Origin of the sequence: Geodermatophilus sp. DF01-2, assembly GCF_004571065.1 — a bacterium.
Lineage (GTDB): Bacteria > Actinomycetota > Actinomycetes > Mycobacteriales > Geodermatophilaceae > Geodermatophilus.
The window spans coordinates 1-22816 of the sequence record NZ_SPQN01000012.1; the positions used below are offsets into that span (position 1 = coordinate 1).

Here is a 22816-nt window from a genome sequence, read left to right on the forward strand (position 1 = left end):
TCGTGCCGCGGCGCGTTGACCAGCACGAACCACGACTCGCTGTCGGCGTCGGGGCGGGTGGCCGGGTCGTCGGGGGCGCTGACGTACACGGTGGGGTCGGCGACCGCGTCGGGCGCGGTCTCGGTCGGCGCGGTCTCGGTCGGCTCGTCCCCGGTCGGCTCGCTCCCGGTCGGCTCGGCCTCGGCGACCGGCAAGAGGCTGTCCGAGGTGGCTGTCGAGTATTCGATCCCGTAGTGCCGGTAGAGCGCCCCCTCCTGGTCCCGGGACAGCTCCCGCGAGGGCCCGAACCGTGGTGCGCCGTCCACGTCGGCCCGCGTGACCGTGACCTGCACCCGGCCACCGCTGTCGGTCGCGTCGAGGAGCGGGACCACCACGGTCTCCCCGTCGCGTTCGGCGTACATCCACTCCGGCAGCCCGGTCACCTCGTCGGCCAGCAGGGCGGCGCACACCCCGATCTCGGCTCCGTCGCGGTCGACGACCGTCCTGCCGATCCAGTCCCTCGCCGCGTCCCGGTCGGGCAGTGTCATGGTTGCTTCCTGTCGTGAGCGATGGGCCGCCGCGTCGGCGGCCGTCGCCCGCAGCTACCCAGCAGGTGTCGCGCCAATCCGCACCGTCGGTCGGACACCGGGATCATCCTGGCCGCCGGTGCACCAACGGGACGCGCTGACGACGTCGCGTCAGGACCGGGCCCGGGGCCGGTCGACCGGGCGCTCCGTGTACCCGTCCAGACCCCGGACTCCAGACTCCGGGCTCCTGGGAGGTCCGGGCCGCAGCGACAGGCCTGCATCCGCGCCCTGGCCTCGCCGACCGGGTGGAGGTCCGCGTCGGGGACGTCGAGCACCTGGACTTGCTCGATGCGTCGAGGGACGGTGGGTGTGAATGCGCAGGTCCCCGGCGACTCGGCATCCGCGCACACCGTTGCCGAGGCGTCAGCCGGTGAGGGTCGAGTGGCGTCCGCCGACGAGACGTTCCCGCGGAAACATCTCCGCGGGAACGTCTCCGCGAAACGTCTCCGCGGGAACGTGGACGGTGAGCTCAGGCGGCCAGGGGGTGGTGGCGGCAGCGGCCACCGGCGGTCGCGCGGGCGCCGCACGGCGCACCGGCCTTGGTCCGGCCGCCGCTGTCACCGCAGCGGGCGGGCGCGGAGACGGCCGACGCGGCGACGGCGGAGGCCACGACGACCGGATGCGGGAAGGGCAGGACGACGGCGTCGTGCTCCTCGACCGGCGCGGCCGGGAGGGCAACAGCCTCCGGCGCGGGACGGGTGGCGCGACGGTGCAGGACCGTGGCGGCTGTCGATCCGGCGAGGAAGGCAGCGAGGGCGGTGGCGACGTGGCTGGCGCGCATGCCCGCGTCATCGGCGGGCCGTGCGTAGGGCGAGACCCCGGGTGCCACACGCGCCGCATGTGCCGCAGCGCGCTCACGGGTGCCCTGCATCCCCCGTGGCGGTCGGGGTAGCGGGCTGCTCCGTTGCCCGCGACGAGGAAGGACCAGCGACGAGCCACCGAGGCCGAGAGGTCGATGCAGGTCGACGTCCCGGCGGCACTTCATCGGCGGAGTGGAGGAGGCCGGCCAGCTCCACGACCGGCACTGCACTGGGGCGCCGAGATCGCCCGGTCATCCCAGCGCTCCGTCCGCCACCGGGATCGGCGGGACCGCCCGCATCCGCACCGCGGTGCACCCGAGAGGGCTCGTGCGGCAGAGCGGCTGTCCGCTCCGCTCAGACGAAGGCGCTGTGGCCGGTGAGCGCGCGACCGACGATCAGGTGGTTGATCTCGCGGGTCCCCTCGTAGGAGTAGAGCGCCTCGGCGTCGTTGAAGAACCGGATCACGTCGCGGTCGAGCAGGATGCCGTTGCCGCCGAAGAGCTCCCGGGCCCAGGCCACGGTCTCCCGAGCGCGGCTGGTGACGAAGGCCTTGGCCAGCGCGGCGTGGTCGTCCCGGAAGACGCCCTCCTCCTGGAGCTGCGCCACGCGGACGGCCATGCCCAGCGAAGCGGTCACGTTGCCGGCCATCCGGGCGATCAGGTCCTGGATGAGCTGGAAGCCCGCGATGGGCCGGCCGAACTGGACCCGCTCCTTGGCGTAGGCCAGCGCGGCCTCGAAGGCGCCCATCTGGCAGCCGACCGCGTTCCACGCGACACCGCCACGGGTCAGCTTGAGCACCCGGTTGACGTCCTTGAAGGTGTTGCCGCTCTCGAGCTTGTTCTCGGCGGGGATCCGGCAGTCCTCGAACGTCAGGTCGGCGTTCTGCACCGTGCGCAGCGCGTACTTGCCCTCCATCTTGGTGGCGGTGAAGCCGGGGGTGCCCTTCTCGACGACGAGGGTCTTCACCTCGTCGTCGTCCTCGTCGCGGGCGAAGACGACGACGAGGTCGGCGAAGGTGCCGTTGCCGATCCAGCGCTTGGCGCCGCCCAGCACCCACTCGTCCCCGTCGCGGCGCACCGTCGTCTCGAGGCCCAGGGCGACGTCGGAGCCGCCGTGCGGTTCGGTCAGCGCGAAGCAGCCGATCTTCCGCAGCGCCACCATGTCGGGCAGCCATCGCCGCTTCTGCTCTTCCGAGGCGAGCAGGACGATCGAGCCCATCGCCAGGCCGTTGTGCACGCCGAGGAAGGTCGCCATCGACGGGTCGACCCGGGAGGCCTCCAGCGAGATGAAGCCGGTGAACAACCGGGAGGCACGCGGCGACCCCGCGGTGTCGTAGCTGCGACCGACCAGCCCCTCCTCGGCGAACCGCGGGATGAGATCCATCGGGAAGGTGGCCGCCTCCCAGTGCTCGGCGACCCGGGGCTTCACCTCGGTCTGCAGGAACTCGCGGATACCGCTCAGTTCCTTGCGTTCCTCGTCGGAGAGCAGTGACTCGTAGGAGTAGAGGTCAGCCAGGAGATGGTCGTCGGACATCGCGGCACCCTTCCGTCGTCGCGCCCACCGTCCTACCCCGTCCGTGGCGTCCGAACATGCCGGGCCCGACGGCGGCCGGCAGCCCGCGCGCCGTTGGGGACGACGACGCGCGCGAGGACTGGGCGGGTCCGCCCCGGGGCGGGCTTCCGGTGGTGATCACCCGGTTCCTGCGGCAACGTCCGGCGAGGCTCGTCCGGGAGCCCGGACCGGCGCAGTCCCGAGGAAAAGGAGCACCGTCGTGGAGTACCGCACGCTCGGCCGCAGCGGCTGCTCGGTCTCTGCTCTCACCCTGGGCACGATGACCTTCGGGGCGGAGACCGACGAGGCGGGTGCGCACGAGCAGCTCGACACCTTCGTCGAGGCCGGCGGCACGCTGGTCGACACCGCCGACGTCTACTCGGCCGGCGCGGCCGAGGAGATCGTCGGGCGCTGGCTCGCCTCCCGCCCGGCCGACGTCCGCGACCGCGTCGTCCTGGCCACCAAGGGCCGCTTCCCGATGGGGGAGGAGCCCAACGCCCTGGGCAACTCCCGCCGGCACCTGCGCCGCGCCCTCGACGACTCCCTGCGCCGGCTCGGCGTCGACCACGTCGACCTCTACCAGCTGCACGCCTGGGATCCGATCACCCCGCTCGAGGAGTCGCTGCGCTTCCTCGACGACGCCGTCTCCGCCGGCAAGATCGGCTACCCGGGGCTGTCGAACTTCACCGGCTGGCAGGTGCAGAAGGCCGTCGACCTCGCCGAGCACGAGCACCTGGCCGTGCCGGTCACGCTGCAGCCCTCCTACAGCCTGCTGGTCCGGGACGTCGAGTTCGAGATCGTCCCCGCCTGCCGGCACAACGGCCTGGGCCTGCTGACCTGGGGCCCGCTGGGCGGCGGATGGCTCTCCGGCAAGTACACCCGCGACCAGCGGCCGGAGGGCTCGACCCGGCTCGGCGAGGACCCCGGCCGCGGCATGGAGGCCTACGACCGGGTGAGCTCGCGGCAGCGCACGTGGGACGTGCTCGAGGCCGTGCAGGACGTCGCCGAGGCGCGCGGCGCGTCGATGCCGCAGGTCGCCCTGGCCTGGCTCGTCGCCCGGCCCGCGGTCACCTCGGTGATCCTCGGCGCGCGCACCACCGAGCAGCTGCGCGACAACCTGGGCGTCGTCGACCTGACCCTCGATCCGGAGGACGTCGCGCGACTCGACGCCGTGAGCGACCCGGGGGCGTCCGACTACCCGTACGGCGAGGTGGGAATCGAGGCGCGCAGCCGCGAACCCTCCGGCCCCTGACCTCGAGGAGCCGCCCGCGTCGGCCCTGGGACGGCGGAAGGCCCCGGCTACGCCTCAAGTCGGAACGTCGCCTGCCGAAACCGGTGGTGCGCCTCCACGGGCGCCCAGAGCCGTGATCACCGGAGTGCCGCATGACTTCTCTCCCCGCCGTGCTGCCCGGGGCAGGTGCCGACCTGGCCCCGATCCTCCTCGTCGACGACGAGGTGGCGATCCTCGATGGCCTGCGCCGTCAGCTCCGCAAGAGGTTCGCCGTCCACACGGCGACGAGCGGCGCCGCCGCGCTCGAGCTGCTGGAGACGCAGCCCGTGGCCGTCGTCGTGTCGGACATGCGCATGCCGCAGATGGACGGCGCGACGTTCCTCGCGAAGGTGCGCGCGTCCTACCCGGACGTCGTCCGCATCCTGCTGACCGGTCAGGCCGACACGCAGGCCGCCATCGACGCCGTCAACCAGGGCCAGATCTACCGCTTCCTCACCAAGCCGTGCCCGCCGGACGTGCTGCTGGACGAGATCGGCAGCGCGGTGGAGATCAACCGCCTGGTGACCGCCGAGAAGGAGCTGCTGCGGACGACGCTGCGCCGCACCGTCGAGGCGCTGACCGAGACCCTCTCGCTGGCCCAGCCGGCCGCCTTCGCGCGGGCCCTCCGCGTGACCCGCACGGTCACCGAGCTGACCCAGCAGCTGGAGATCGAGGAGCCGTGGGAGGCGGAGATCACCGCCATGCTCGCGCACCTCGGCGCCGTCACGCTCCCGCCCAGGCTGCTGGAGAAGCTCGACTCGGGGCGCCCCCTCGACGACGACGAGCGGGAGATGGAGCGCCGCGTGCCCGCCATCAGCCGCGACCTGGTCGCCGGCATCCCCCGGCTGGAGTCCGTGGCCGAGGCGATCGGCTGGCACCGTGCCCGCTACGACGGGGCCGGGGCGGTCGGTGACGTCCCGCGCGGCGACGAGCTGCCGATGACGGCCCGGATCCTCCGGGTGGCGGTCGACTTCGACGCCGGCATGTCCCAGCGGCCGTCGGTGCAGGACACGATCCAGGCGATGCGCGCCGACGCCGGCGCGTACGACCCCCGGGTGCTCGACGCCCTGTCCGGCAGCCACGACGTCGAGGGCGGCGAGCCGGCCCCGAAGGCCGTGTCCATCGCCGACCTCGTCCCCGACATGGTGGTCTTCGACGACGTGCTGACCACCGACGGCGTGCTCCTCGTCGGTCGCGGCACGGTCGTCACCGAGCCGCTCGTCCACCGCCTCGAGAACTTCGTCCGTCAGCACCGGGTGCGCGACGAGGTCTGGGTGCGGGGCTAGCTCCTGCTCCACCGGTGGCCCGGACCCGCGGCGATGCGGGACCGGGCCGCCGCCGTCCTCGCCACCGACCGCGCCGGCCCGCGGCCCGAGCGCCCCGGCTCCGCGGACCCCGAGTCCCGACGTCCGAGAGGTAGGGAAGTCATGACCGCCGCACTGGAGACCCCGCTCTCCCTGATGTCCTTCGACGAGGCCAGCGCCGCCGTCGTGTCCTTCCTGAAGACCGCCGTCCCCATGGGGTCCTGGTCGGTCACCCGGGTCGGGGACGGCCGGCAGGTCCACCTCACCGTCGAGGACGACGCCTACGGCCTGACGGCGGGTGACGGGGTCGACTGGTCGGACACCCTCTGCCGGCACATGGTCAGCGGCGCCGCCCCGCAGATCGCCCCGGAGGCCATGGCCGTCCCGGAGTACGCGACGGCGGGGGCCGCCCGGCGCGTCCCCATCGGCGCCTACGTGGGCGTCCCGATCCGCGCCGGGGACGGCAGCCTGTTCGGGACCCTGTGCGGGCTGGACCCCACCGTCCAGAGTCCGGCGCTGCTCGAGCAGGCCCCGGTGTTCCGCATGCTGGCCGACCTGCTGGGCCGCGTGCTGGAGGCCGAGGAGCTGCGCCGCGACGCGGAGGAGCGGGCGGCCGAGCTGCGCCGGCAGACCTCCGCACTGGCGCGGTCGGAGACCCTGCACCGCCTCCTGGCGGAGGAGAGCAGCGACGCCATCAGCCGGCACGCCCCGGACGGCCGCATCCTCTACGTCTCGCCCGTGGCGCAGGACCTGCTCGGCGTCTCCTCCCAGGAGCTGCAGCAGGCGAACCTGGTCGACCTGGTCCACCCCGACGACCTGGCCGACCTCCTCCGCGGTGAGGACGAGCACCAGGGGGAACTGACCTTCCGGCTCCGCCACCGGGAGGGGCACTGGGTGTGGGTCGAGTCGACCCGGTCGGTGCTCCGGGACCCGCGGGGCGAGGTCACCGAGATCCAGATGGTCACCCGCGACATCACCCAGCGCCGCGCCCGGGAGGCCGAGCACCACCGGGAGTCCAAGCTCGAGTCCCTGGGGCGTCTCTCTGCGGGCCTGGCCCACGAGATCAACACGCCGATCCAGTACGTGGGCGACAACGCGCGCTTCCTGGAGGAGGCCTACCAGGAGCTCATCCGCGTCGTCGAGGTCTACCGGGGCCTGCTGGACACCTCCAACCCCATCGGCTGGGCCGAGCGGCAGGAGCGGGTCCGCGAGGCGGAGGCGGGCATCGACTTCGAGTACCTGGAGGAGGAGATCCCCAGCGCCGTCGCGCAGACCCTGCAGGGGATCGAGCGGGTCGCCACGATCGTCCGGGCCATGAAGACCTTCAGCCACCCCGGTCACCAGGAGCAGGCGCCGGCCGATCTCAACGAGGCGCTCGCGGCCACGGTGACGGTGACCCGGCACCAGGTCAGCGACGTCGCCGACCTGCACCTCGAGCTCGGCGAGCTCCCACCCGTGCGGTGCAACATCGCCGACCTCAACCAGGTGTTCCTCAACCTGATCGTCAACGCCGCGGACGCGATCGAGGAGACCGGGCGGCGCGGCTCGATCACCGTCTCCACGTCGGTGGACGGCGAGGACGTCGTCGTCCGGATCACCGACACCGGCGGCGGCATCCCCGACGACGTCCGCGCCCGGATGTTCGACCCGTTCTTCACCACCAAGGACGTCGGCCGTGGCAGCGGACAGGGGCTGCCCCTGGCCCGCGGCGTCGTGCAGGAGGGCCACGGCGGCAGCCTGGTCTTCGACTCGGTCCTCGGGCAGGGGACGACCTTCGTCGTCCGCATCCCCGTCGAGGGCCGGGCACCGGAGACCGACGGGGCGGACGCCTGACCTCCGGCGCGGCCGGGCCCGGTGCCCGGCCGCGCACCGGAACGGCCGCCGCCGGGGAGGACACGTCCCCGGGCGGCCGTCCGTGGTCAGGCGGTCGCCCCGACCTCCTGCCGGGACGGCGCGAGGGCGGAGGTCGCCGTGCCGGCCATGACCGCCAGGACGGTCTCCGCGTCGACCGGGCGGGAGAACAGGTAGCCCTGCGCGAGGTCGCAGCCGAGCCCGGCCACGTGATCCTGCTGGTGTGGGGTCTCGATCCCCTCGGCGACCGTGAGCAGCCCCAGGGCCCCGGCGAGCTCCACCACGGCCCGGGTCACCACGTCGGCGTTGGCGTCCCGGCCCAGGCCGTCGACGAACTCCCGGGCGATCTTGAGCATGTCCAGCGGAAAGCGGCACAGGTAGGCCAGCGAGGAGTAGCCGGTCCCGAAGTCGTCGATGGCGATGCGGACGCCGAGGGCCTTGAGCGCCGCGAGGTTCGCGGCGGCGGCCTCCCGGTCCTGCATGAGGACGGTCTCGGTGATCTCCAGGACCAGCCGGTACGGGTCCAGCCCGGCCTCGGCGAGGGCGGCGCCGACCTGGTCGACGATCCGCGGATCGGTGACCTGCCGGGCGGACAGGTTCACCGTGACCATGGGCGCCGGGACGGCGGCGTCCGGGCCGGTCCACCGCGCGGCCTGCCGGCACGCGTCGCGCAGCACGAAGGCGCCGATCTCGGTGATCAGGCCGGTCTCCTCGGCCAGCGGGATGAAGGTGTCCGGCGGGCGGAAGCCGTCGGTGGGGTGCTGCCAGCGGACCAGCGCCTCGGCACCGGCCGGCCGGCCGGTGCGCAGGTCGACCAGCGGCTGGTAGACGACGGTGAACTCGCCGCGCGCCAGGCCGGCGGCCAGCTCGGCACCCGGGTCGGGCCGCTCGGGCTCGCCCTCGCCGAGGCCGGGCTCGTAGAAGGTGGAGATGCCCCGCCCGCCGCGCTTGGCGGCGTACATCGCCACGTCGGCGTGCCGGATGAGGGTGTCGACGTCGGTGCTCGGATCCGCGATCGCCACGCCGATGCTCGCGCCGACGGTCGCGACCCGGCCCGCGCCGAGGTCGATGGGCAGGTCCAGCAGCGTGCGGATGCGCGCGAGCACCTGCCGGACGCCGGCCTCGTCGATCGGTCCGTGCAGCAGCACGGCGAACTCGTCCCCGCCCAGTCGGGCGGCGGTGTCGGCAGCGCGCAGGCACCCGTGCAGCCGCTCGGCGAAGGCACGCAGCAGGACGTCGCCGGCCTCGTGGCCGTAGGTGTCGTTCACCGGCTTGAAGCCGTCCAGGTCGATGTAGAGCACCGCCGGCCAGAGCCCGTTGCGGCCGGCGAGGTTGAGGGCGTGCTCGGTCCGGTCCAGGAACAGCGTGCGGTTGGGCAGCCCGGTGAGCGCGTCGTGCATGGCCTGGTGGCGCAGCTTCTCCTTGAGCTCGGTGACCTGGCGCAGGTCGTGCTCGAGCCGGCCGCGCTCCAGCGACGTCGCCACGTGGCGGGCGAAGGTCTCGAGCAGCGTCAGGTCGTTGCGGCTGAACGTGGCCACGTCCCCGAGCCGGTCGCCCACGAGGAGCAGCCCGTGCGTCCGGTCGTCGGTCCGGAGCACCGACACCATGGCGTCCTTGAGGCCGCGGTCGGCCGCGTAGCGGTCCAGCGCCTGGCCGCGCGCGGCGCCGGTGCGGGTGGTGAACGTGCCGGTGGCGATGGCGCAGTCCACCAGGCGAGTGGCCCCCTGCGGCTGCTCGAGCGGTGTCAGCGCCACCGGCTCCTGGCCGTCACGGCTGCGGCTCATGGTCGCGGCGCCGTCCTCGCCGAGCAGGACCAGTTCGGCCACCCCCGCGGAGAACGCGCCGCGCACGGAGGTGAGGAACTGCCCCAGGGCGGTGTCCGCGTCACCGGTGTAGAGCAGCGACGTGGTCTCGTGCAGCAGCCGCAGGTTGTCCTGCTGCTCCCGCGCCCGCGTGTAGGCCCGATAGGCCGCGAAGACCAGCGCGGTGGGCACCGCGAGCAGCCCGAGGGCCGCAGGGTCGTCGATGGCCATCCGCTCCACGACGAGGCCGACCGCGCCGGCGCCGAGGCTGAAGGGCAGCGAGAGGGTCAGCATGCCCGGCAGCCGGCGCCAGTCGGCACGGCCCTCGGACAAACTGATCACGGCGAAGATGCACACGTCGGACGTGACGGTCAGCACCAGGACGGCGACCAGGGCGGCCAGCCAGTGCCACGGGTTGCTGCCCGCCTGCCCGCCGGTCAGGGCGACGAAGACGATCACCGCCAGGGTGCTGCCCAGCAGGAGCACGGCGGCGTTGAACGCCAGCTTGACGCCCCGCTGGCGCCGGTACAGCAGCAGGGCGACACCGGCGCCCACCACCTGCGCGAGCACGAGATCGGCCGGGGCGAGGAGCAGCAGCCCGGCGGCCAGCAGGACGTCGCCGAGGGAGAAGGTGTGCGCCTCCCGCTGGAACGGCACGTGCACCACGACGACCTCGCTGAGGGCGAAGGCGACCACCCACACGAGCCAGGGCAGCGCGACCGTCGTCGCCGGAGCCGGCAACGCCTGGACGACGACGACGAACAGCGCCACCGCGGCCGCGGCCACGGTCGCCGTCAGCGCCCAGATCCGCTGGATCGAGCCCATGCGGGACCTCCGGATGCCGGCGGCGAGGCCGCCGTTCGTCATCGTCGTCATGGCGTCACGCCCCCCAGATGGCGCTGGACCAGGTCTTGGCCGACCAGGTCTTGGCCGACCAGGTCTTGGCGGACCAGGTCTTGGCGGACCACGTCTTGGCCGACCACGTCTTGGCCGACCACGTCTTGGCCTCGAGCGCGCTCTCGCCCCCCTCTGCCCACGGCGCGATCCACTGCGTGCCGTCCCAGAACTGGCCGTAGAAGCCGTCGGCGTTCCAGGTGTGGCCGTTCCAGGCCGCCCCGTTCCACGCGCCCGCGGTGAAGCCGGTGCTGTGCTTCTCCCGGACGACGGTGCCGCCCTGCCAGGTCCGGCCGGCCGCGGCTGCCTGCGCCCACGTGGCCGGCGACCAGGTGGCGCCGGTGGCGTCGGTCTCGCCGGTCAGCTCGGCGCCGGCGATCTGGACGTGCGCCGTGCCGCGGGCGGCCTCCAGTGAACCGGCGCCGGTGGCGCGGGGCCACGTCTGCACCGATTGCGGGGTGGCCGCGTCACGGGCGTTCACCAGGTCGAGCATCCCGCCGCCCTGGGCGATCCGGTCGGCGACCGGCAGCGTCTCGGCGGTGCCCGTCAGCAGCGCCTTGAGCTGGTCGGGCGTCATCTGCGGGCGTTGCTGGAACAGCAGGGCCGCCGCCCCGGAGACGACCGCGGCCGCCTGCGAGGTGCCGCTGCCGCGGAAGAATCGCTCACCCTGCCGAGCGGCCGGATACTGCGTGTCCAGGTAGGACCCCGGGCTCCGCAGGCTCACGACCGAGGCGCCGGGGGCGACCAGGTCGGGGTTGCGGGTGCCGTCACCGGTGCTCGACCACGCCGGGACGACGTCGTCCTGCACGCCGTAGGTGCCGCGGCTGTCCGCGCCGCCGACGGCGATCAGGTACGGGTCGTAGGCCGGGTTGTTCAGCTTCGGCGTGCCGTACCCGCCGTTGCCGGCCGCGACGACGACGGCGATGCCGCTGTGCCAGGCCACCTCGGCGGCGTAGGTCAGCGGGTCGAGCTGGTAGTCCTGCACGCCGTCGGTGCCGAACGACAGGTTGAGCACCCGGATGTTCAGCCCGTTGCGGTCCCTGTTCTGCACCACCCAGTCGACCGCGGCGATGACCTGGGAGACGTCGGTGGCGCCCGTGGCGTCGGCGACCTTGACGCTGACGATGCGGGCACCCGGCGCCATGCCGGCGAACGTCTCCGGGTCGCGGTAGCTGCGCGGGTTCGCGTTCGAGTCCCGCCCGGCGATGATGCCGGCCATGGCCGTGCCGTGACCGAAGGAGTCGAGGTTCTCGGCCGGGCCCGCGACGCAGCCGGCCTCGTCGCACACCTCGGCCTCGAAGGAGAGGTCCGGGCCGTAGACGACCTTGCCCCTGGTGTCCAGGCCCTCGACCGGCACGACACCGGAGTCGATGACGGCGACGTCGACGCCCGTGCCGTCGATGCCGCGCTCCCACATCGCGGTCGCGCCGGTCACCTCGTGGGTGATCCGGTACATCGACCCGGCCTGGCCGGTGGTCCCGGCGGTCTCCCTGCCGTGCAGCTGCACGGCGGCGTCCTCGGTGACCGACGCGACGCCGGCCGCCGCGTTCAGCGCGCCGAGCCGCCCGGCCGGGACCGTGGCGCTGAAGCCGTCGATGATGCCGAGCGGCTCCTCGACGGTGCCGCCGAGCGCGGTCACCGCCTCCTCGGGGGCGGTGCCGGCGCCGGGGACCTCCCGGACGATGACCGGCACCGGCTCGGTACCAGCGTCGGCCGAGGCCTGCGCGGTGGCCGGGCCGGCCAGTCCCGCGGCGACGGCCGCGGCGGTGGCGACCGTGATGACCCGCTGGGGGACGCGGGACAGCCTGCCCCGCGGTCCTCCGGACGGGAGCCCGGCCGGTGGCCGCCCCCTCGCCGTCGTGTTCCTGCGCATGGCCTCTCCTCTCTGCCTGGATCGCTCCAGCAGGGAGGTCGGCACGGAACGGGATCGGCTGTATCACCCGGCGGGCACGAGGTGCGAGGTTCACCCCCGAGTGGGAGGTCGGGTGCGCGGGCCTACCCCGCGGTCGCGCCGAGCTGCACGAGCACCCGCTGCCGCGCGCGCTCGGTGGCCGCCGCGTCGTGGCCGGGGGAGCCGACCTCGGCGAACCAGTGCCCGCACCCCTCGTACCGGTGGACGACGACCTCCGCTCCGACGTCGCGGAAGCCGGACGAGACCTCACCGAGCTCCTCGTCGGTGAACCAGGGGTCGCCCGGCGCCACGTGCAGCTCCACCCGGCGGGTCCGGACGTCGGCGCCCGCGGGCGGCCGGCCGCCGTAGAAGAGGACGAGCTCGTCGGGGCCCGCGGCTCCCCGGCCGGCCAGGGGGCAGGCCAGGAAAGCCCCCAGCGAGAACCCCATCGCCGCCCACGGCGCGCCCTCGGCGGCGAGCGCATCGGCGCAGCGCGCCACCAGCGCCGCGGTCGCGGGGTCGGCCAGGGTGGCGTCGGCAAGTGCCTCGGCCTCCTCCTCGGTGGCCGGCGTCGCGCCGCCGAAGAGGTCCGGGAGCACCACGCGGCGGCCGCCGCCGGCCAGCTCGTCGGCCCACCACCGCACCGCCGGCGTCACACCCCACCACGGGTGCAGCAGCAGGACACCCGGCGCTCCGTCCGGTCCCAGCGTCGTCACCTGGTCACTCGTCGGCATCGCTGCACCGTAGCCCCGCCGTCCCGCCCGGCGCCCGGACCGTGGGCAGGAGGACCCCGACCGCGGGAAGCCGGGAGCGATCCGGGCGTTCCCCGATGTGCCCGGCACGGCGTCCCGCGAGCCTCTTCCCATGACCTCTCCTCTCCCTCCCCAGGGCTCCGCTCCGCGGCGCTCGCCGGCACCCGCACGTCGGCTGCGGCCGGCGACCCGGGATGCGACACGATGACGCCGCAGGCCCCCGCACCCGATCAGCACGGGAGACCCGACGTGACCGTTCCGCCCGGACCGCAGCCGCCCGCCCCCATGGTGGTGCCGGCCTTCTTCGTCAGGCAGCGGATCACGCTGATGGTCAACCGCTACGAGGTCCTCGCCGCCAACGCCGACGGCTCCGAGGGCCCGCTGCTCGCCCTCGCCGAGCAGAAGCGGATGAAGCTCAAGGAGGAGGTCGTCTTCTACGCCGATGCCTCGAAGAGCCGCCCGGTCTTCTCCTTCAGGGCGCGCCAGCGGCTCGACGTCCACGCGCAGCACGACGTCTTCGACGAGTTCGGGACGCCGCTGGGCACGTTCGGCAAGCAGTTCGGCGCCAGCCTGCTGCGCTCGACCTGGAACCTGGCGGCGCCGGGCATCCAGGCGGTCGGCCGGGAGCGCCGGCAGTCCATCGCCATCCTGCGGCGGGTCTGGGACCTCATCCCGTACGTCGGTGACGTGTGGGTGCCCTTCGTCTTCCACTTCGACTTCGTCGACACCGCCACCGGCGCTCCGGTGCTGATCAGCGAGCGGCGGAAGGCGGTCCGCGACCGCTACGTCGTGACCGTGCCCGACCCGCGGTTGGACTTCCGCGTCGCGGCGTCCATGGCGGTCGCGCTGGACGCGCTGCAGAGCCGCTGAGCAGCCAGCGCCCGGCTGCTCCAGCGGTCGGACGCCCCGACCGGACCCGTGGCCGGGCATGAGCACGTGGCCGGGGCCGACCGCCGGGACGACGCGGCAACGGCCGCCGGCTGACCGTGCGGCCTCCCTCCACGGGGGAGCAGCGGCCTCGGGGACGGCTTCCGGCTGGAGTGGCCGGGCGTTCCGGCCGATCCCGTGTGCATGCAGCGGGGTGGATGGCGCGCGATGCGGCGCGTCGGGGACCGGCGGCCGGCCGACCGGCTGCTGCGGCTCGTCCGCCGGGCCGCGGCCGTCCTCGGGGCCACCTACGCGATCTCCGTGCTGATCACGGTCCTGGGCAGCGGGGCCCTCGCCACGCTGGCGGTCAGCGGCAAGTGGGTGTTCCTCGCGGGGCTGACCGGGCTGCTCGCTCTCCGGGCGCGCGTGTCCCCCGAGGACCGCACCGCCTGGCTCTGCTTCGCCGGTGCCGTCGCGACCTACACCGTCAGCGCCTCGGGCTACGCCCTGTCCAGCCGCGGGACGGCGGTCGTCGACCGTCCGGCCTGGTTCGACCTCGGCTTCATCGCCTTCTACCCGCTGGTCAGCGCGGCGCTGTTCGGCATGCTGCGGGCGCGGGTGCGCCGGCTGACCTCCAGCATGTGGCTCGACGGCGTGGTCACCGGGCTGACCGCGGCGGCCTTCGCCGCGGCGTTCGTGCTCGGCGCCTCCCTGCACACGGCCCTGGACCGGGTGGCGCTGGTCGCCGTCTACCCCGTGGCCGACCTGCTGCTCCTCGTGCTCATCGCCGGGGCGCTGGCCGTCATCGGCCGTGGTGCCGGTGGGTGCTGGTGGTGGCTCACCGCCGGCACCGGGCTGTTCGTGCTCACCGACACCGCCTACGCCTACCAGGTCGTCCAAGGCAGCTACGCCGCCGGCGGCCTCCTGGACGTGGGCTGGGGGCTGGTCTTCGTCTGCTACGGCCTGGCCGCCTGCCAGCAGCCGTCGCCCGCGGTGACCGCGCGGCTCCGCACCATGCGCGTTCTGGTCATCCCGGGAGCGTGTGCGCTCGCTGCGCTGGCCCTCCTGCTGCGGGGCTACGTCGAACACGGCGACCCGGTGGCCGGGGTGCTCGCCTTCGGTGCGGTCCTCGCCGCGCTCGCCCGCACCGCGCTGACCTTCCGCGAGGTGAAGGCCCTGGCCGACAGCCGACGTCAGGCGCGGACCGACGAGCTCACCGGCCTGCCGAACCGGCGGCGGCTCTTCGAGACGCTGGGCGCCGCCGACGTGCGGATGGCCCGGGGCGGGACCACCGCGGTGCTCGTCCTGGACCTCGACCGGTTCAAGGAGATCAACGATTCCCTCGGACACGCCGTCGGGGACGCCCTGCTGCGCGAGGTGGGCCCGCGGCTGGCCGGCCAGCTCCGATCCGGCGACCTGCTGGCCCGCCTGGGCGGGGACGAGTTCGTCGTCCTCGCCGCGGGCCTGGACGACGCCGGTGCGCTGGCCCTGGCCCAGCGGCTCTGCGCCACGCTGCAGCGGCCCTCCCAGCTCGCCGGCATGGCGCTCAGCGTGGACGCCAGCGTCGGCGTCGCGGTCGGTCCGCTGCACTCGACGCGCGCGGAGGAGCTGCTGCAGATGGCCGACCTGGCCATGTACTCGGCCAAGGCCGGCCGCAGCGGCGCGGTCGTCTACGACGAGGGGCGCCACGGCTCCGGCCGGCACCGGCTCGAGGCGATCGCCCAGCTGCGCCGCGCGATCGACGACGGCGAGCTGGTGCTGCACTACCAGCCCAAGCTGAGCCTGCCGACCGGCCGGGTCGACGGGGTGGAGGCGCTGGTGCGCTGGGAGCACCCCGAGCGCGGACTGCTGTTCCCCGACGCCTTCATCGAGCTGGCCGAGTCCGCCGGCCTCATGCCCGCTCTCACCACCAGGGTCGTGGACCTCGCCCTCGCCCAGCGGCGCACCTGGGCCGACCGGGGCTGGGAGCTCACCGTCGCCGTCAACGTCAGCCCGTCGAACCTGGTCGACGAGCGGTTCCCCGACGAGGTGACCGCGCTGCTGGCCCGGCACGGTGTCCCGCCGGCCGCGCTGGTCCTCGAGGTCACCGAGAGCCTGCTCATGGAGGACCGGGAGCGCGCCGTCCGGGTGCTCGCCGGGCTGCGGGAGGCGGGCGTCGGCGTCTCCATCGACGACTACGGCACCGGGTACTCGAGCCTGTCCTACCTCGCCACCCTCCCGGTGACCGAGCTCAAGCTCGACCGGACGTTCGTGAGTGCGATGACCGGCAGCCCCCGGGCGGCGGCGATCGTGACCTCGACCCTGCAGCTGGCGCACGCCCTCGGCCTGGTGTTCGTGGCCGAGGGGGTCGAGGACCAGCACACCGTGGACGCGCTGGCCGCCCTGGACTGCGACGTCGTCCAGGGCTACCACCTCAGCCGGCCGCTGCCGGCCCAGCAGGTGCAGCGCTGGCTGGAGGCCAGGACGGTCATCCCCGTCGGCTGACCACCCACCGCGGCCGGCACCTCGTGGCGCACGCCGGGCCGGCGCGGGGTCAGGCCGGCACGGCGTCCTGCGGCTCGGGCAGCTGCCACGGCCGCACCACGACGACCAGGACGGCGATCGCCACGAGCAGGGCAGCCACCACGACCGTGCCCATCGCCGCGGCATCGTTGCCCAGCAGCCCGACGACCGGTGCCACCGCGGCACCGACGCCGAACTGCACGGCGCCCAGCAGCGCGGCCGCCGCCCCCGCCGATTCCCCGTGCCGGGACAGCGCCAGCGCCGGGGCGTTGGGCAGGGCTAGCCCCGCCGCGAAGAGCACCGCCCACAGCGGCAGGACGACGCCGAGCAGCCCGCCCGTGCCGGTGGCGGCCAGCCCCACCAGCACGGCGCCCGCTCCCGCCCCGATCGCGACACCGGCGACCAGCACGTGTTCCGGGGACCAGAACCGCAGCGCCACGGGGTTGAGCTGCGTCGCGGCGATCAGCCAGAACGCGCCGGCACCGAACAGCAGCCCGAACTGCTGCTCGTCCAGGCCGAACTCCCGCTGGAAGACGAACGAGGAGCCGGAGACGTAGCTGAACAGCCCGGCCATGGTCAGTCCGGCGACCAGCACCAGGCCGACGTACGTGCGGTCGCGCAGCAGTGCCCGGTAGGTCCGCAGCGTCCCGGTGACGCCCGTGCCGACCCGGCGCTCCGGTGGGAGCGTCTCGCGCAGGCCTAGCGCGCCGACGATCAGCAGCAGTCCGGCGTAGGCGGCGAGGGCCACGAAGATGCCGCGCCACGAGGTGAACCGCAGCAGCTCCCCGCCGATCGTCGGCGCCAGCACCGGCGCGGCACCGAGCACGAGGAACAGGCGGGACAGCATGGTGGCCGCCGCCCGCCCGGTGAAGAGGTCACGGACGACGGCCATCGCGATCACCGCGCCGGCCGCGCTGCCCACGCCCTGCAGCACGCGCAGCACCCCGAGGACGGCGATGTTCGGCGCGAGCAGCACGAGCAGCGAGGCCACCGCGTACAGCGCCGTCCCGGCCAGCAGCGGACCACGGCGGCCGAACGCGTCCGACAGCGGCCCGAGCACCAGCTGGCCGAGCGCGAGGCCGACCAGCGTGCCGGTGAGGGTGAGCTGCACGGTCGACGGCGTCGTCGCGAGGTCCTCGGCGATGGTCGGCAGCGCCGGCAGGTACATGTCGATGGTCAGCGGCCCCACAGCGACGAACGCGCCGAGCACCAGGGCGAGCACCGCCCGGCTCGGCGGGGCCGCGGGGACCTCCACGGCGATGGTGGGGGTCTCCCGGGTCGCGGTCACAGGCGTCCTTCCGTCTCGGTGGTCGCCGGCAGACCACGCCGGGGACAAGGTGGGCGAGGCCGCCGGCATTCCACGGCCGCCGCCTCGCCGACCGGGTCCCGGAGGGATGCGCCGCCGCAGAGCCGGGGGGTGCTCGACGGTTGCAGTTCCGCGCGCCGGGACCTGTCGCGGCTCGACCCCGTTCTCTATGGTCCTGGCGAGCGGGGCGGCTGGGAGCAGACCCGTCGGGCGCGGGCCGGGCCGACCTGCCGGGTGAGCTGAGCCGATGCGCCACGCGACCGTCCGCACCACACCGAGCCTCCGATGGGCCCGTACCCGGGTCTGGGCCTGCGGCGCGGTCGTCCTCCTCGCCGGCTGCACGGCGGCCGACGACCCCGTGGCCACACCGCCGGCCGCCGGCTGCCCCACCGTCGAGCGGGCCGAGCCCGACCCGGACCGGCCGGTCGTCGGCCTCGACTTCCGGCTCGGGGACGACCTCAGGACCGTGACCGGCACCGAATCCGTGGCCCTCACCCCGGACCTGCCGGTCGAGGAGCTGTGGTTCCGGCTGATCCCCAACGCACCCCAGTCGGCCGGACACCGGCTCACCGTCGAGTCGGTGCGCGGGGACCTCGTGGCCGGCGGCGGCTACGTGGACGCCGGGGCCGCGCGCGGGACCCCGGGCGGCCTCTACCGCGTGAACCTCCGCGAGCCGGTGCCGGCGGGGCAGACCGTCTCGGTGGAGCTGGACTTCCGGTTGCGGCTCACGTCCGAACGCACGCCGGCCGGCTTCGACCGTCTGGGCGCCGACGACGGCGTGACCTGGTGGGCCAGCGGCTTCCCGCTGCTCACCTGGGAGCCGGGCTCCGGCTGGGCGCGGGACCCGATGGTCGAGATCAGCGGGGAGACCACCGCCGCCCCCGCGGCCGACACCACCATCCGCGTCTCGGTGCCCGACGACCTCGTCGTCCTCATGTCGGGCGACCAGGCGGAGCCGCGGGACGCCGCCGGCGGGCGCCGGGTCTGGGAGTCCCACGACCCCGTCGCCCGCGACGTGAGCGTCGCGGTGGGGCAGTTCGACACCGCGACGGTCGACGTGCGCGGCACGCGGGTCACCGCCGGCGTGCTCCCGGAGGCCGACACCTCCGCCGACGAGCTCGCCGAGGCCACCGCCGAGGCGATCGGTGTCCTGGAGGGGCGCTTCGGCCCGTTCCCGTACCCGACCCTCACCGTGCCGCTCGTCTCGGACGGGGAGGACGGCGGCGGCGAGGAGTACTCCTCCTCGATCCTGCTCGGCGGCACCGACGCCGGCCTGGTGGTCCACGAGGTCGCGCACATGTGGTTCTACGGAATGGTGGGCAACTCGCAGTTCCGCGACCCCTGGCTGGACGAGGCCTTCGCCAGCTTCGCCGAGACGGTCGCCGACCCGCACACGCACGAGGAGGACCTCGACCTCCGGGGCGCCGTCGGCGGCTCGATGGCCGACTTCGACGACCAGGACCAGTACGAGGCGCTGGTCTACGGCAAGGGCGCCGCGGCGCTGGAGGCCGCGCGCGAGGCGGCGGGGGAGGAGGCGTTCGACCAGGCGGTGCGCTGCTACGTGGAGACCCAGGCCTGGACCATCGCCCGGCCCGAGGACCTGGCCCGCGCGCTCTCCGGGCTCGAGCCGGCGCTCGACGTCCTGGTCGAGGCCGGCGCGCTGGACCGGCGGGACGTCGAGGCCGCCGACGACTGAGTGGGAGGAGTGGGGACCGGAGGCCTCCCCGACGAGCAGAAGGACCCCGTCCTCCCCACCCCTCGCACGCTCGGGGCGGGACCCGGGACGGGGCCGCGGCGATCCTCTGGACGGGGCCGGCCCGGGACGGGGCCGAGGCTCAGCGCTCGTCGGGGACGGCTCCTGGCCGCGGTGTCGGCCGGTAGGCCGACGACGTCACCACTCAGCTCTTCGGCCGGGCGCCCGCCCGCAGGGCACCGAGCAGGTCGTGGTTGAGCCGGGAGATGTTCTCCATCGAGATGCCCTTCGGGCAGGCCGCCGAGCACTCACCGATGTTGGTGCAGCCGCCGAAGCCCTCGCGGTCCTGCTGGGCGACCATGTTCACCACCCGGTCGTTGCGCTCGGGCTGGCCCTGCGGCATCAGCCCGAGATGGCTGACCTTCGCCGCGGTGAACAGCATCGAGGAGGCGTTCGGGCACGCCGCCACACAGGCGCCGCAGCCGATGCAGGTCGCCGCGTCGAAGGCCGCATCGGCGTCCTTCTTGGGAACCAGGACCGAGTGGGCCTCCGGGGCGGTGCCGGTCGGGGCGCTGATGTAGCCGCCGGCCTGGATGATCCGGTCCAGCGCCCGCCGGTCGACCGCGAGATCCTTGATCACCGGGAAGGCGCTGGCCCGCCACGGCTCGACGTCGATCGTGTCGCCGTCGGAGAACTTGCGCATGTGCAGCTGGCACGTCGTCGTCTGCTCCGGGCCGTGCGCCTGCCCGTTGATCATGACGCCGCACATGCCGCAGATCCCCTCGCGGCAGTCGTGGTCGAAGGCCACCGGGTCGTCGCCGGCCTGGATCAGCTGCTCGTTGAGCACGTCCAGCATCTCCAGGAACGACATGTCCGGCGAGATGTCGGTGACCGTGTAGGAGACCATCCGGCCCTTGTCGGCGGGGCCCTTCTGTCGCCAGACCCGCAGGGTCAGGGTCATGTCGTGCTTGGCCATGGCCGGGTCGGCCGCCGTACCGGATGCGAAGGTCGCGCCCTCACGTGTCGCTGTCACTTGTAGCTCCGCTGGGCGAGGTGGACGTACTCGTACTCGAGGGATTCGCGGTGCAGGACCGGGGGAGCGCCTTCCGGCGTCCACTCCCACGCGGCGACGTAGGCGAAGTTGTCGTCGTCGCGCAGCGCCTCGCCCTCGGGGGTCTGGCTCTCGGCCCGGAAGTGGCCACCGCAGCTCTCGGCGCGGTGGAGGGCGTCGACGCACATGAGCTCGGCGAGCTCGATGAAGTCGGCGACCCGGCCGGCGTGCTCCAGGGTCTGGTTGAAGCCGCCCTGGTCCCCGGTGACCTTCAGGTTGGTCCAGAACTCCTGGCGGATCTCGGGGATCCGGTCCAGGGCCTTGCGCAGGCTCTCCTCGGAGCGCTCCATGCCGCAGAGGTCCCACATCAGCCGGCCGAGCTCCCGGTGGAAGGACGCCGGGGTGCGGGTGCCGTTGATGGACAGGAGCTTCTGCACCTGGCCCTGCACGTTCTGCAGCGCCTCGACCGCGGCCGGGTGGCTGTCGTCGATCTTCTCGAACGGGCCGTCGGCCAGGTAGTCGTTGATGGTGTTGGGCAGGACGAAGTAGCCGTCGGCCAGGCCCTGCATCAGCGCGCTGGCGCCCAGGCGGTTCGCGCCGTGGTCGGAGAAGTTCGCCTCACCGATCACGAACATGCCGGGAATCGTCGACTGCAGGTCGTAGTCGACCCACAGCCCGCCCATCGTGTAGTGGACCGCCGGGTAGATCCGCATCGGGGTCTCGTACGGGTCCTCGCCCGTGATCTGGGCGTACATGTCGAAGAGGTTGCCGTACTTGGCCTCGATGGCCGGCCGGCCCAGTCGCTTCATGGCGTCACCGAAGTCCAGGTAGACACCGAGCCCGCCCGGGCCGACGCCGCGGCCCTCGTCGCACACGTTCTTCGCCTGGCGCGAGGCGATGTCACGGGGCACCAGGTTGCCGAACGAGGGGTAGATCCGCTCGAGGTAGTAGTCGCGCTCGGACTCGGGGATGTCCCGCGGGTCGCGGGTGTCGCCGCGCTCCTTGGGCACCCACACGCGGCCGTCGTTGCGCAGCGACTCGCTCATCAGCGTGAGCTTGGACTGGTAGTCGCCCTTGACCGGGATGCAGGTCGGGTGGATCTGCGTGTAGCAGGGGTTGGCGAAGTACGCGCCCCGCTTGTGCGCCCGCCAGATCGCGGTGGCGTTGGAGCCCTTGGCGTTCGTGGAGAGGTAGAAGACGTTGCCGTACCCACCGGTGGCCAGGACGACGGCGTCGGCGAAGTGGGTGCTGATCTCGCCGGTGACCAGGTCCCGGGCGATGATCCCGCGGGCCCGGCCGCCGACGATGATCAGGTCGAGCATCTCGGTGCGGGCGTGCTGCTCGACGGTGCCGGCCGCCATCTGCCGCTCCAGCGCCTGGTAGGCGCCGTAGAGCAGCTGCTGGCCCGTCTGGCCGCGGGCGTAGAAGGTGCGCGACACCTGCGCGCCACCGAACGAGCGGTTGTCCAGCAGGCCGCCGTACTCGCGGGCGAAGGGCACGCCCTGGGCGACGCACTGGTCGATGATGTTGACGCTGACCTCGGCCAGGCGGTGGACGTTGTTCTCCCGGGAGCGGAAGTCGCCGCCCTTGACGGTGTCGTAGAACAGCCGGTGCACGCTGTCGCCGTCGTTGCGGTAGTTCTTCGCGGCGTTGATGCCGCCCTGCGCGGCCACGCTGTGCGCCCGGCGCGGACTGTCCTGGTACCAGAAGGACTTCACCTGGTAGCCGGCCTCGCCGAGCGTCGCGGCGGCGGAGCCGCCGGCCAGGCCGGTGCCGACGACGATCACGGTCAGCTTGCGGCGGTTGGCCGGGTTGACCAGGCGGGCCCGGAACCGGCGGGTGCTCCAGCGCTCGCCGATCGGCACGTCCATCGGCGCCTTGGTGTCGGCGATCGGGTCGCCGACGGAGAAGAGGTCGAGCGGCATCGCGGGGAGCTCCTTAGTCGACGAGCCCGAAGAGGACGGAGAAGGGGACGATCAGGAACCCGCCGATCAGCACCACGGAGAACACGAGGGCGAAGAGGTTGACGGTCTTCTCCCGGCGCTTGTTGCTCTGCCCGAGGGTCTGCGTGGCGCTCCAGATGCCGTGCCGCAGGTGCATGCCCAGCAGGATCAGGGCGATCACGTAGACCGCGGTGACGAACGGGTTGGAGAAGCCGGCCACCGCGCGGTCGTAGGGGCTGGCGTCGGTGCCCGCGGGGTTCACGGCGCCGACCGTGAGGTCGAGGATGTGGTAGACGATGAACAGGCCGACGATGACGCCGCCCCACCGCATGGTGCGCGAGGCGTAGCTCTGGGCCACGGGTTTCTTGGTGACGTACCGCTGCGGCCGGGCCTGCTTGGCCTGCCGCCACAGCGACACGGCCGCCCAGAAGTGCGCGACCACCGCGACCAGCAGCACGATCCGGATGATCGTCAGCGTGGTCTGCGCCGGGACGGCGGGCTCCCCGATGGTGCGGATCCACTCCGAGTAGCCGTTGAACGACTCCCGGCCGGCGAAGATCTTCAGGTTCCCGATCATGTGGGCGATCAGGTACAGCAGCATGACGATGCCGCTGACCGCCATCACGACCTTCTTGAAGACCGAGCTCGTCTTGGCGGCCCTGGGCGCTCTGCGCTGGCCGGGTTCTGTCGCCGTCACCACAACACCAAAGCTAGGTCTCTACCAGGTTCCCGGCCAAATCAACACATGGTGACTCAGCTCTCGTAAGGGTGCC

At 73.5% G+C, this 22816-nt stretch carries 15 protein-coding genes and 1 pseudogene; 6 read left to right on the forward strand and 10 right to left on the reverse strand.

All coding sequences use genetic code 11. The features are described 5' to 3' along the window. From E4P41_RS05685 to E4P41_RS05695, 3 genes and pseudogenes are all read right to left on the reverse strand, one after another. Positions 1-527: pseudogene (locus tag E4P41_RS05685) on the reverse strand (hypothetical protein); the annotation flags it as partial. A 508-nt stretch (positions 528-1035) separates the two neighbouring features. Then, the gene (locus tag E4P41_RS05690) at positions 1036-1347 is read right to left on the reverse strand and encodes a hypothetical protein (RefSeq protein ID WP_135139961.1); all 312 of its coding nucleotides are present in this window, start codon (positions 1345-1347) and stop codon (positions 1036-1038) included. A 373-nt stretch (positions 1348-1720) separates the two neighbouring features. Next, the gene (locus E4P41_RS05695) at positions 1721-2899 is read right to left on the reverse strand and encodes an acyl-CoA dehydrogenase family protein (RefSeq protein WP_135139962.1); all 1179 of its coding nucleotides are present in this window, start codon (positions 2897-2899) and stop codon (positions 1721-1723) included. Between the two features lie 238 nt (positions 2900-3137). On the opposite strand from E4P41_RS05695, the gene E4P41_RS05700 reads away from it, so the two are divergent. The 3 genes from E4P41_RS05700 to E4P41_RS05710 all read left to right on the forward strand — a co-directional run bounded on the left by E4P41_RS05700 (position 3138) and on the right by E4P41_RS05710 (position 7324). Next, on the forward strand, positions 3138-4169 hold the full coding sequence (locus tag E4P41_RS05700) for an aldo/keto reductase (RefSeq protein WP_135139963.1): 1032 nt from the start codon (positions 3138-3140) through the stop codon (positions 4167-4169). Between the two features lie 131 nt (positions 4170-4300). After that, positions 4301-5473: an HD domain-containing phosphohydrolase gene (locus tag E4P41_RS05705; RefSeq protein ID WP_135139964.1), complete on the forward strand. Its 1173-nt coding sequence runs from the start codon at positions 4301-4303 to the stop codon at positions 5471-5473. Between the two features lie 141 nt (positions 5474-5614). Continuing rightward, on the forward strand, positions 5615-7324 hold the full coding sequence (locus E4P41_RS05710; RefSeq protein WP_167760936.1) for an ATP-binding protein: 1710 nt from the start codon (positions 5615-5617) through the stop codon (positions 7322-7324). 86 nt (positions 7325-7410) lie between these two features. On the opposite strand, the gene E4P41_RS05715 is transcribed toward E4P41_RS05710, so the two are convergent. The 3 genes from E4P41_RS05715 to E4P41_RS05725 form a co-directional block, all read right to left on the reverse strand. Further along, positions 7411-10020: an EAL domain-containing protein gene (locus tag E4P41_RS05715; protein ID WP_135139966.1), complete on the reverse strand. Its 2610-nt coding sequence runs from the start codon at positions 10018-10020 to the stop codon at positions 7411-7413. Positions 10021-10024: 4 nt separating this feature from the next. Continuing rightward, the gene (locus tag E4P41_RS05720) at positions 10025-11911 is read right to left on the reverse strand and encodes a S8 family serine peptidase (RefSeq protein WP_209307560.1); all 1887 of its coding nucleotides are present in this window, start codon (positions 11909-11911) and stop codon (positions 10025-10027) included. Between the two features lie 122 nt (positions 11912-12033). Then, positions 12034-12663, reverse strand: a complete 630-nt coding sequence (locus tag E4P41_RS05725) for a dienelactone hydrolase family protein (RefSeq protein WP_167760937.1) — start codon at positions 12661-12663, stop codon at positions 12034-12036. 267 nt (positions 12664-12930) lie between these two features. On the opposite strand from E4P41_RS05725, the gene E4P41_RS05730 reads away from it, so the two are divergent. Then, positions 12931-13551 (forward strand): hypothetical protein, encoded by a 621-nt coding sequence (locus tag E4P41_RS05730; RefSeq protein WP_135139968.1) that lies wholly within the window; start codon positions 12931-12933, stop codon positions 13549-13551. Positions 13552-13776: 225 nt separating this feature from the next. Beyond that, positions 13777-16032 carry an EAL domain-containing protein gene (locus E4P41_RS05735; RefSeq protein ID WP_135139969.1) on the forward strand — a complete coding sequence of 752 codons (2256 nt, stop codon included), beginning with the start codon at positions 13777-13779 and terminating at the stop codon, positions 16030-16032. A gap of 49 nt (positions 16033-16081) precedes the next feature. Here the strand turns inward: E4P41_RS05735 and E4P41_RS05740 are convergent, their stop codons facing one another. Next, positions 16082-17338: a multidrug effflux MFS transporter gene (locus E4P41_RS05740; protein ID WP_245177135.1), complete on the reverse strand. Its 1257-nt coding sequence runs from the start codon at positions 17336-17338 to the stop codon at positions 16082-16084. A 265-nt stretch (positions 17339-17603) separates the two neighbouring features. Between E4P41_RS05740 and E4P41_RS05745 the strand changes: the two genes are divergently transcribed. Then, a complete protein-coding gene (locus E4P41_RS05745; protein ID WP_135139971.1) occupies positions 17604-19052 on the forward strand; it encodes a M1 family aminopeptidase in 1449 nt (482 codons plus the stop codon). Positions 19053-19254: 202 nt separating this feature from the next. Here the strand turns inward: E4P41_RS05745 and E4P41_RS05755 are convergent, their stop codons facing one another. From E4P41_RS05755 to E4P41_RS05765, 3 genes are all read right to left on the reverse strand, one after another. Next, positions 19255-20010, reverse strand: coding sequence for a succinate dehydrogenase/fumarate reductase iron-sulfur subunit (locus tag E4P41_RS05755; RefSeq protein ID WP_135140015.1), 756 nt, complete (start codon positions 20008-20010; stop codon positions 19255-19257). Between the two features lie 68 nt (positions 20011-20078). Next, complete coding sequence (locus E4P41_RS05760; RefSeq protein WP_135139973.1) at positions 20079-22025, reverse strand: fumarate reductase/succinate dehydrogenase flavoprotein subunit; 1947 nt, start codon at positions 22023-22025, stop codon at positions 20079-20081. A 13-nt stretch (positions 22026-22038) separates the two neighbouring features. Beyond that, positions 22039-22740 carry a succinate dehydrogenase cytochrome b subunit gene (locus tag E4P41_RS05765; RefSeq protein ID WP_245177137.1) on the reverse strand — a complete coding sequence of 234 codons (702 nt, stop codon included), beginning with the start codon at positions 22738-22740 and terminating at the stop codon, positions 22039-22041. Between the last annotated feature and the right edge of the window lie 76 nt (positions 22741-22816).

What these genes read in the sequence shown, in the direction of transcription:
- E4P41_RS05705 (WP_135139964.1), top strand. Translation starts at nt 4,301, where the DNA reads ATGACTTCTCTCCCCGCCGTGCTGCCCGGGGCAGGTGCCGACCTGGCC.
- E4P41_RS05690 (WP_135139961.1), bottom strand. Translation starts at nt 1,347, where the DNA reads ATGCGCGCCAGCCACGTCGCCACCGCCCTCGCTGCCTTCCTCGCCGGA.
- E4P41_RS05715 (WP_135139966.1), bottom strand. Translation starts at nt 10,020, where the DNA reads ATGACGACGATGACGAACGGCGGCCTCGCCGCCGGCATCCGGAGGTCC.
- E4P41_RS05710 (WP_167760936.1), top strand. Translation starts at nt 5,615, where the DNA reads ATGACCGCCGCACTGGAGACCCCGCTCTCCCTGATGTCCTTCGACGAG.
- E4P41_RS05695 (WP_135139962.1), bottom strand. Translation starts at nt 2,899, where the DNA reads ATGTCCGACGACCATCTCCTGGCTGACCTCTACTCCTACGAGTCACTG.
- E4P41_RS05760 (WP_135139973.1), bottom strand. Translation starts at nt 22,025, where the DNA reads ATGCCGCTCGACCTCTTCTCCGTCGGCGACCCGATCGCCGACACCAAG.
- E4P41_RS05745 (WP_135139971.1), top strand. Translation starts at nt 17,604, where the DNA reads ATGCGCCACGCGACCGTCCGCACCACACCGAGCCTCCGATGGGCCCGT.
- E4P41_RS05755 (WP_135140015.1), bottom strand. Translation starts at nt 20,010, where the DNA reads ATGACCCTGACCCTGCGGGTCTGGCGACAGAAGGGCCCCGCCGACAAG.
- E4P41_RS05735 (WP_135139969.1), top strand. Translation starts at nt 13,777, where the DNA reads ATGCGGCGCGTCGGGGACCGGCGGCCGGCCGACCGGCTGCTGCGGCTC.
- E4P41_RS05725 (WP_167760937.1), bottom strand. Translation starts at nt 12,663, where the DNA reads ATGCCGACGAGTGACCAGGTGACGACGCTGGGACCGGACGGAGCGCCG.
- E4P41_RS05720 (WP_209307560.1), bottom strand. Translation starts at nt 11,911, where the DNA reads ATGCGCAGGAACACGACGGCGAGGGGGCGGCCACCGGCCGGGCTCCCG.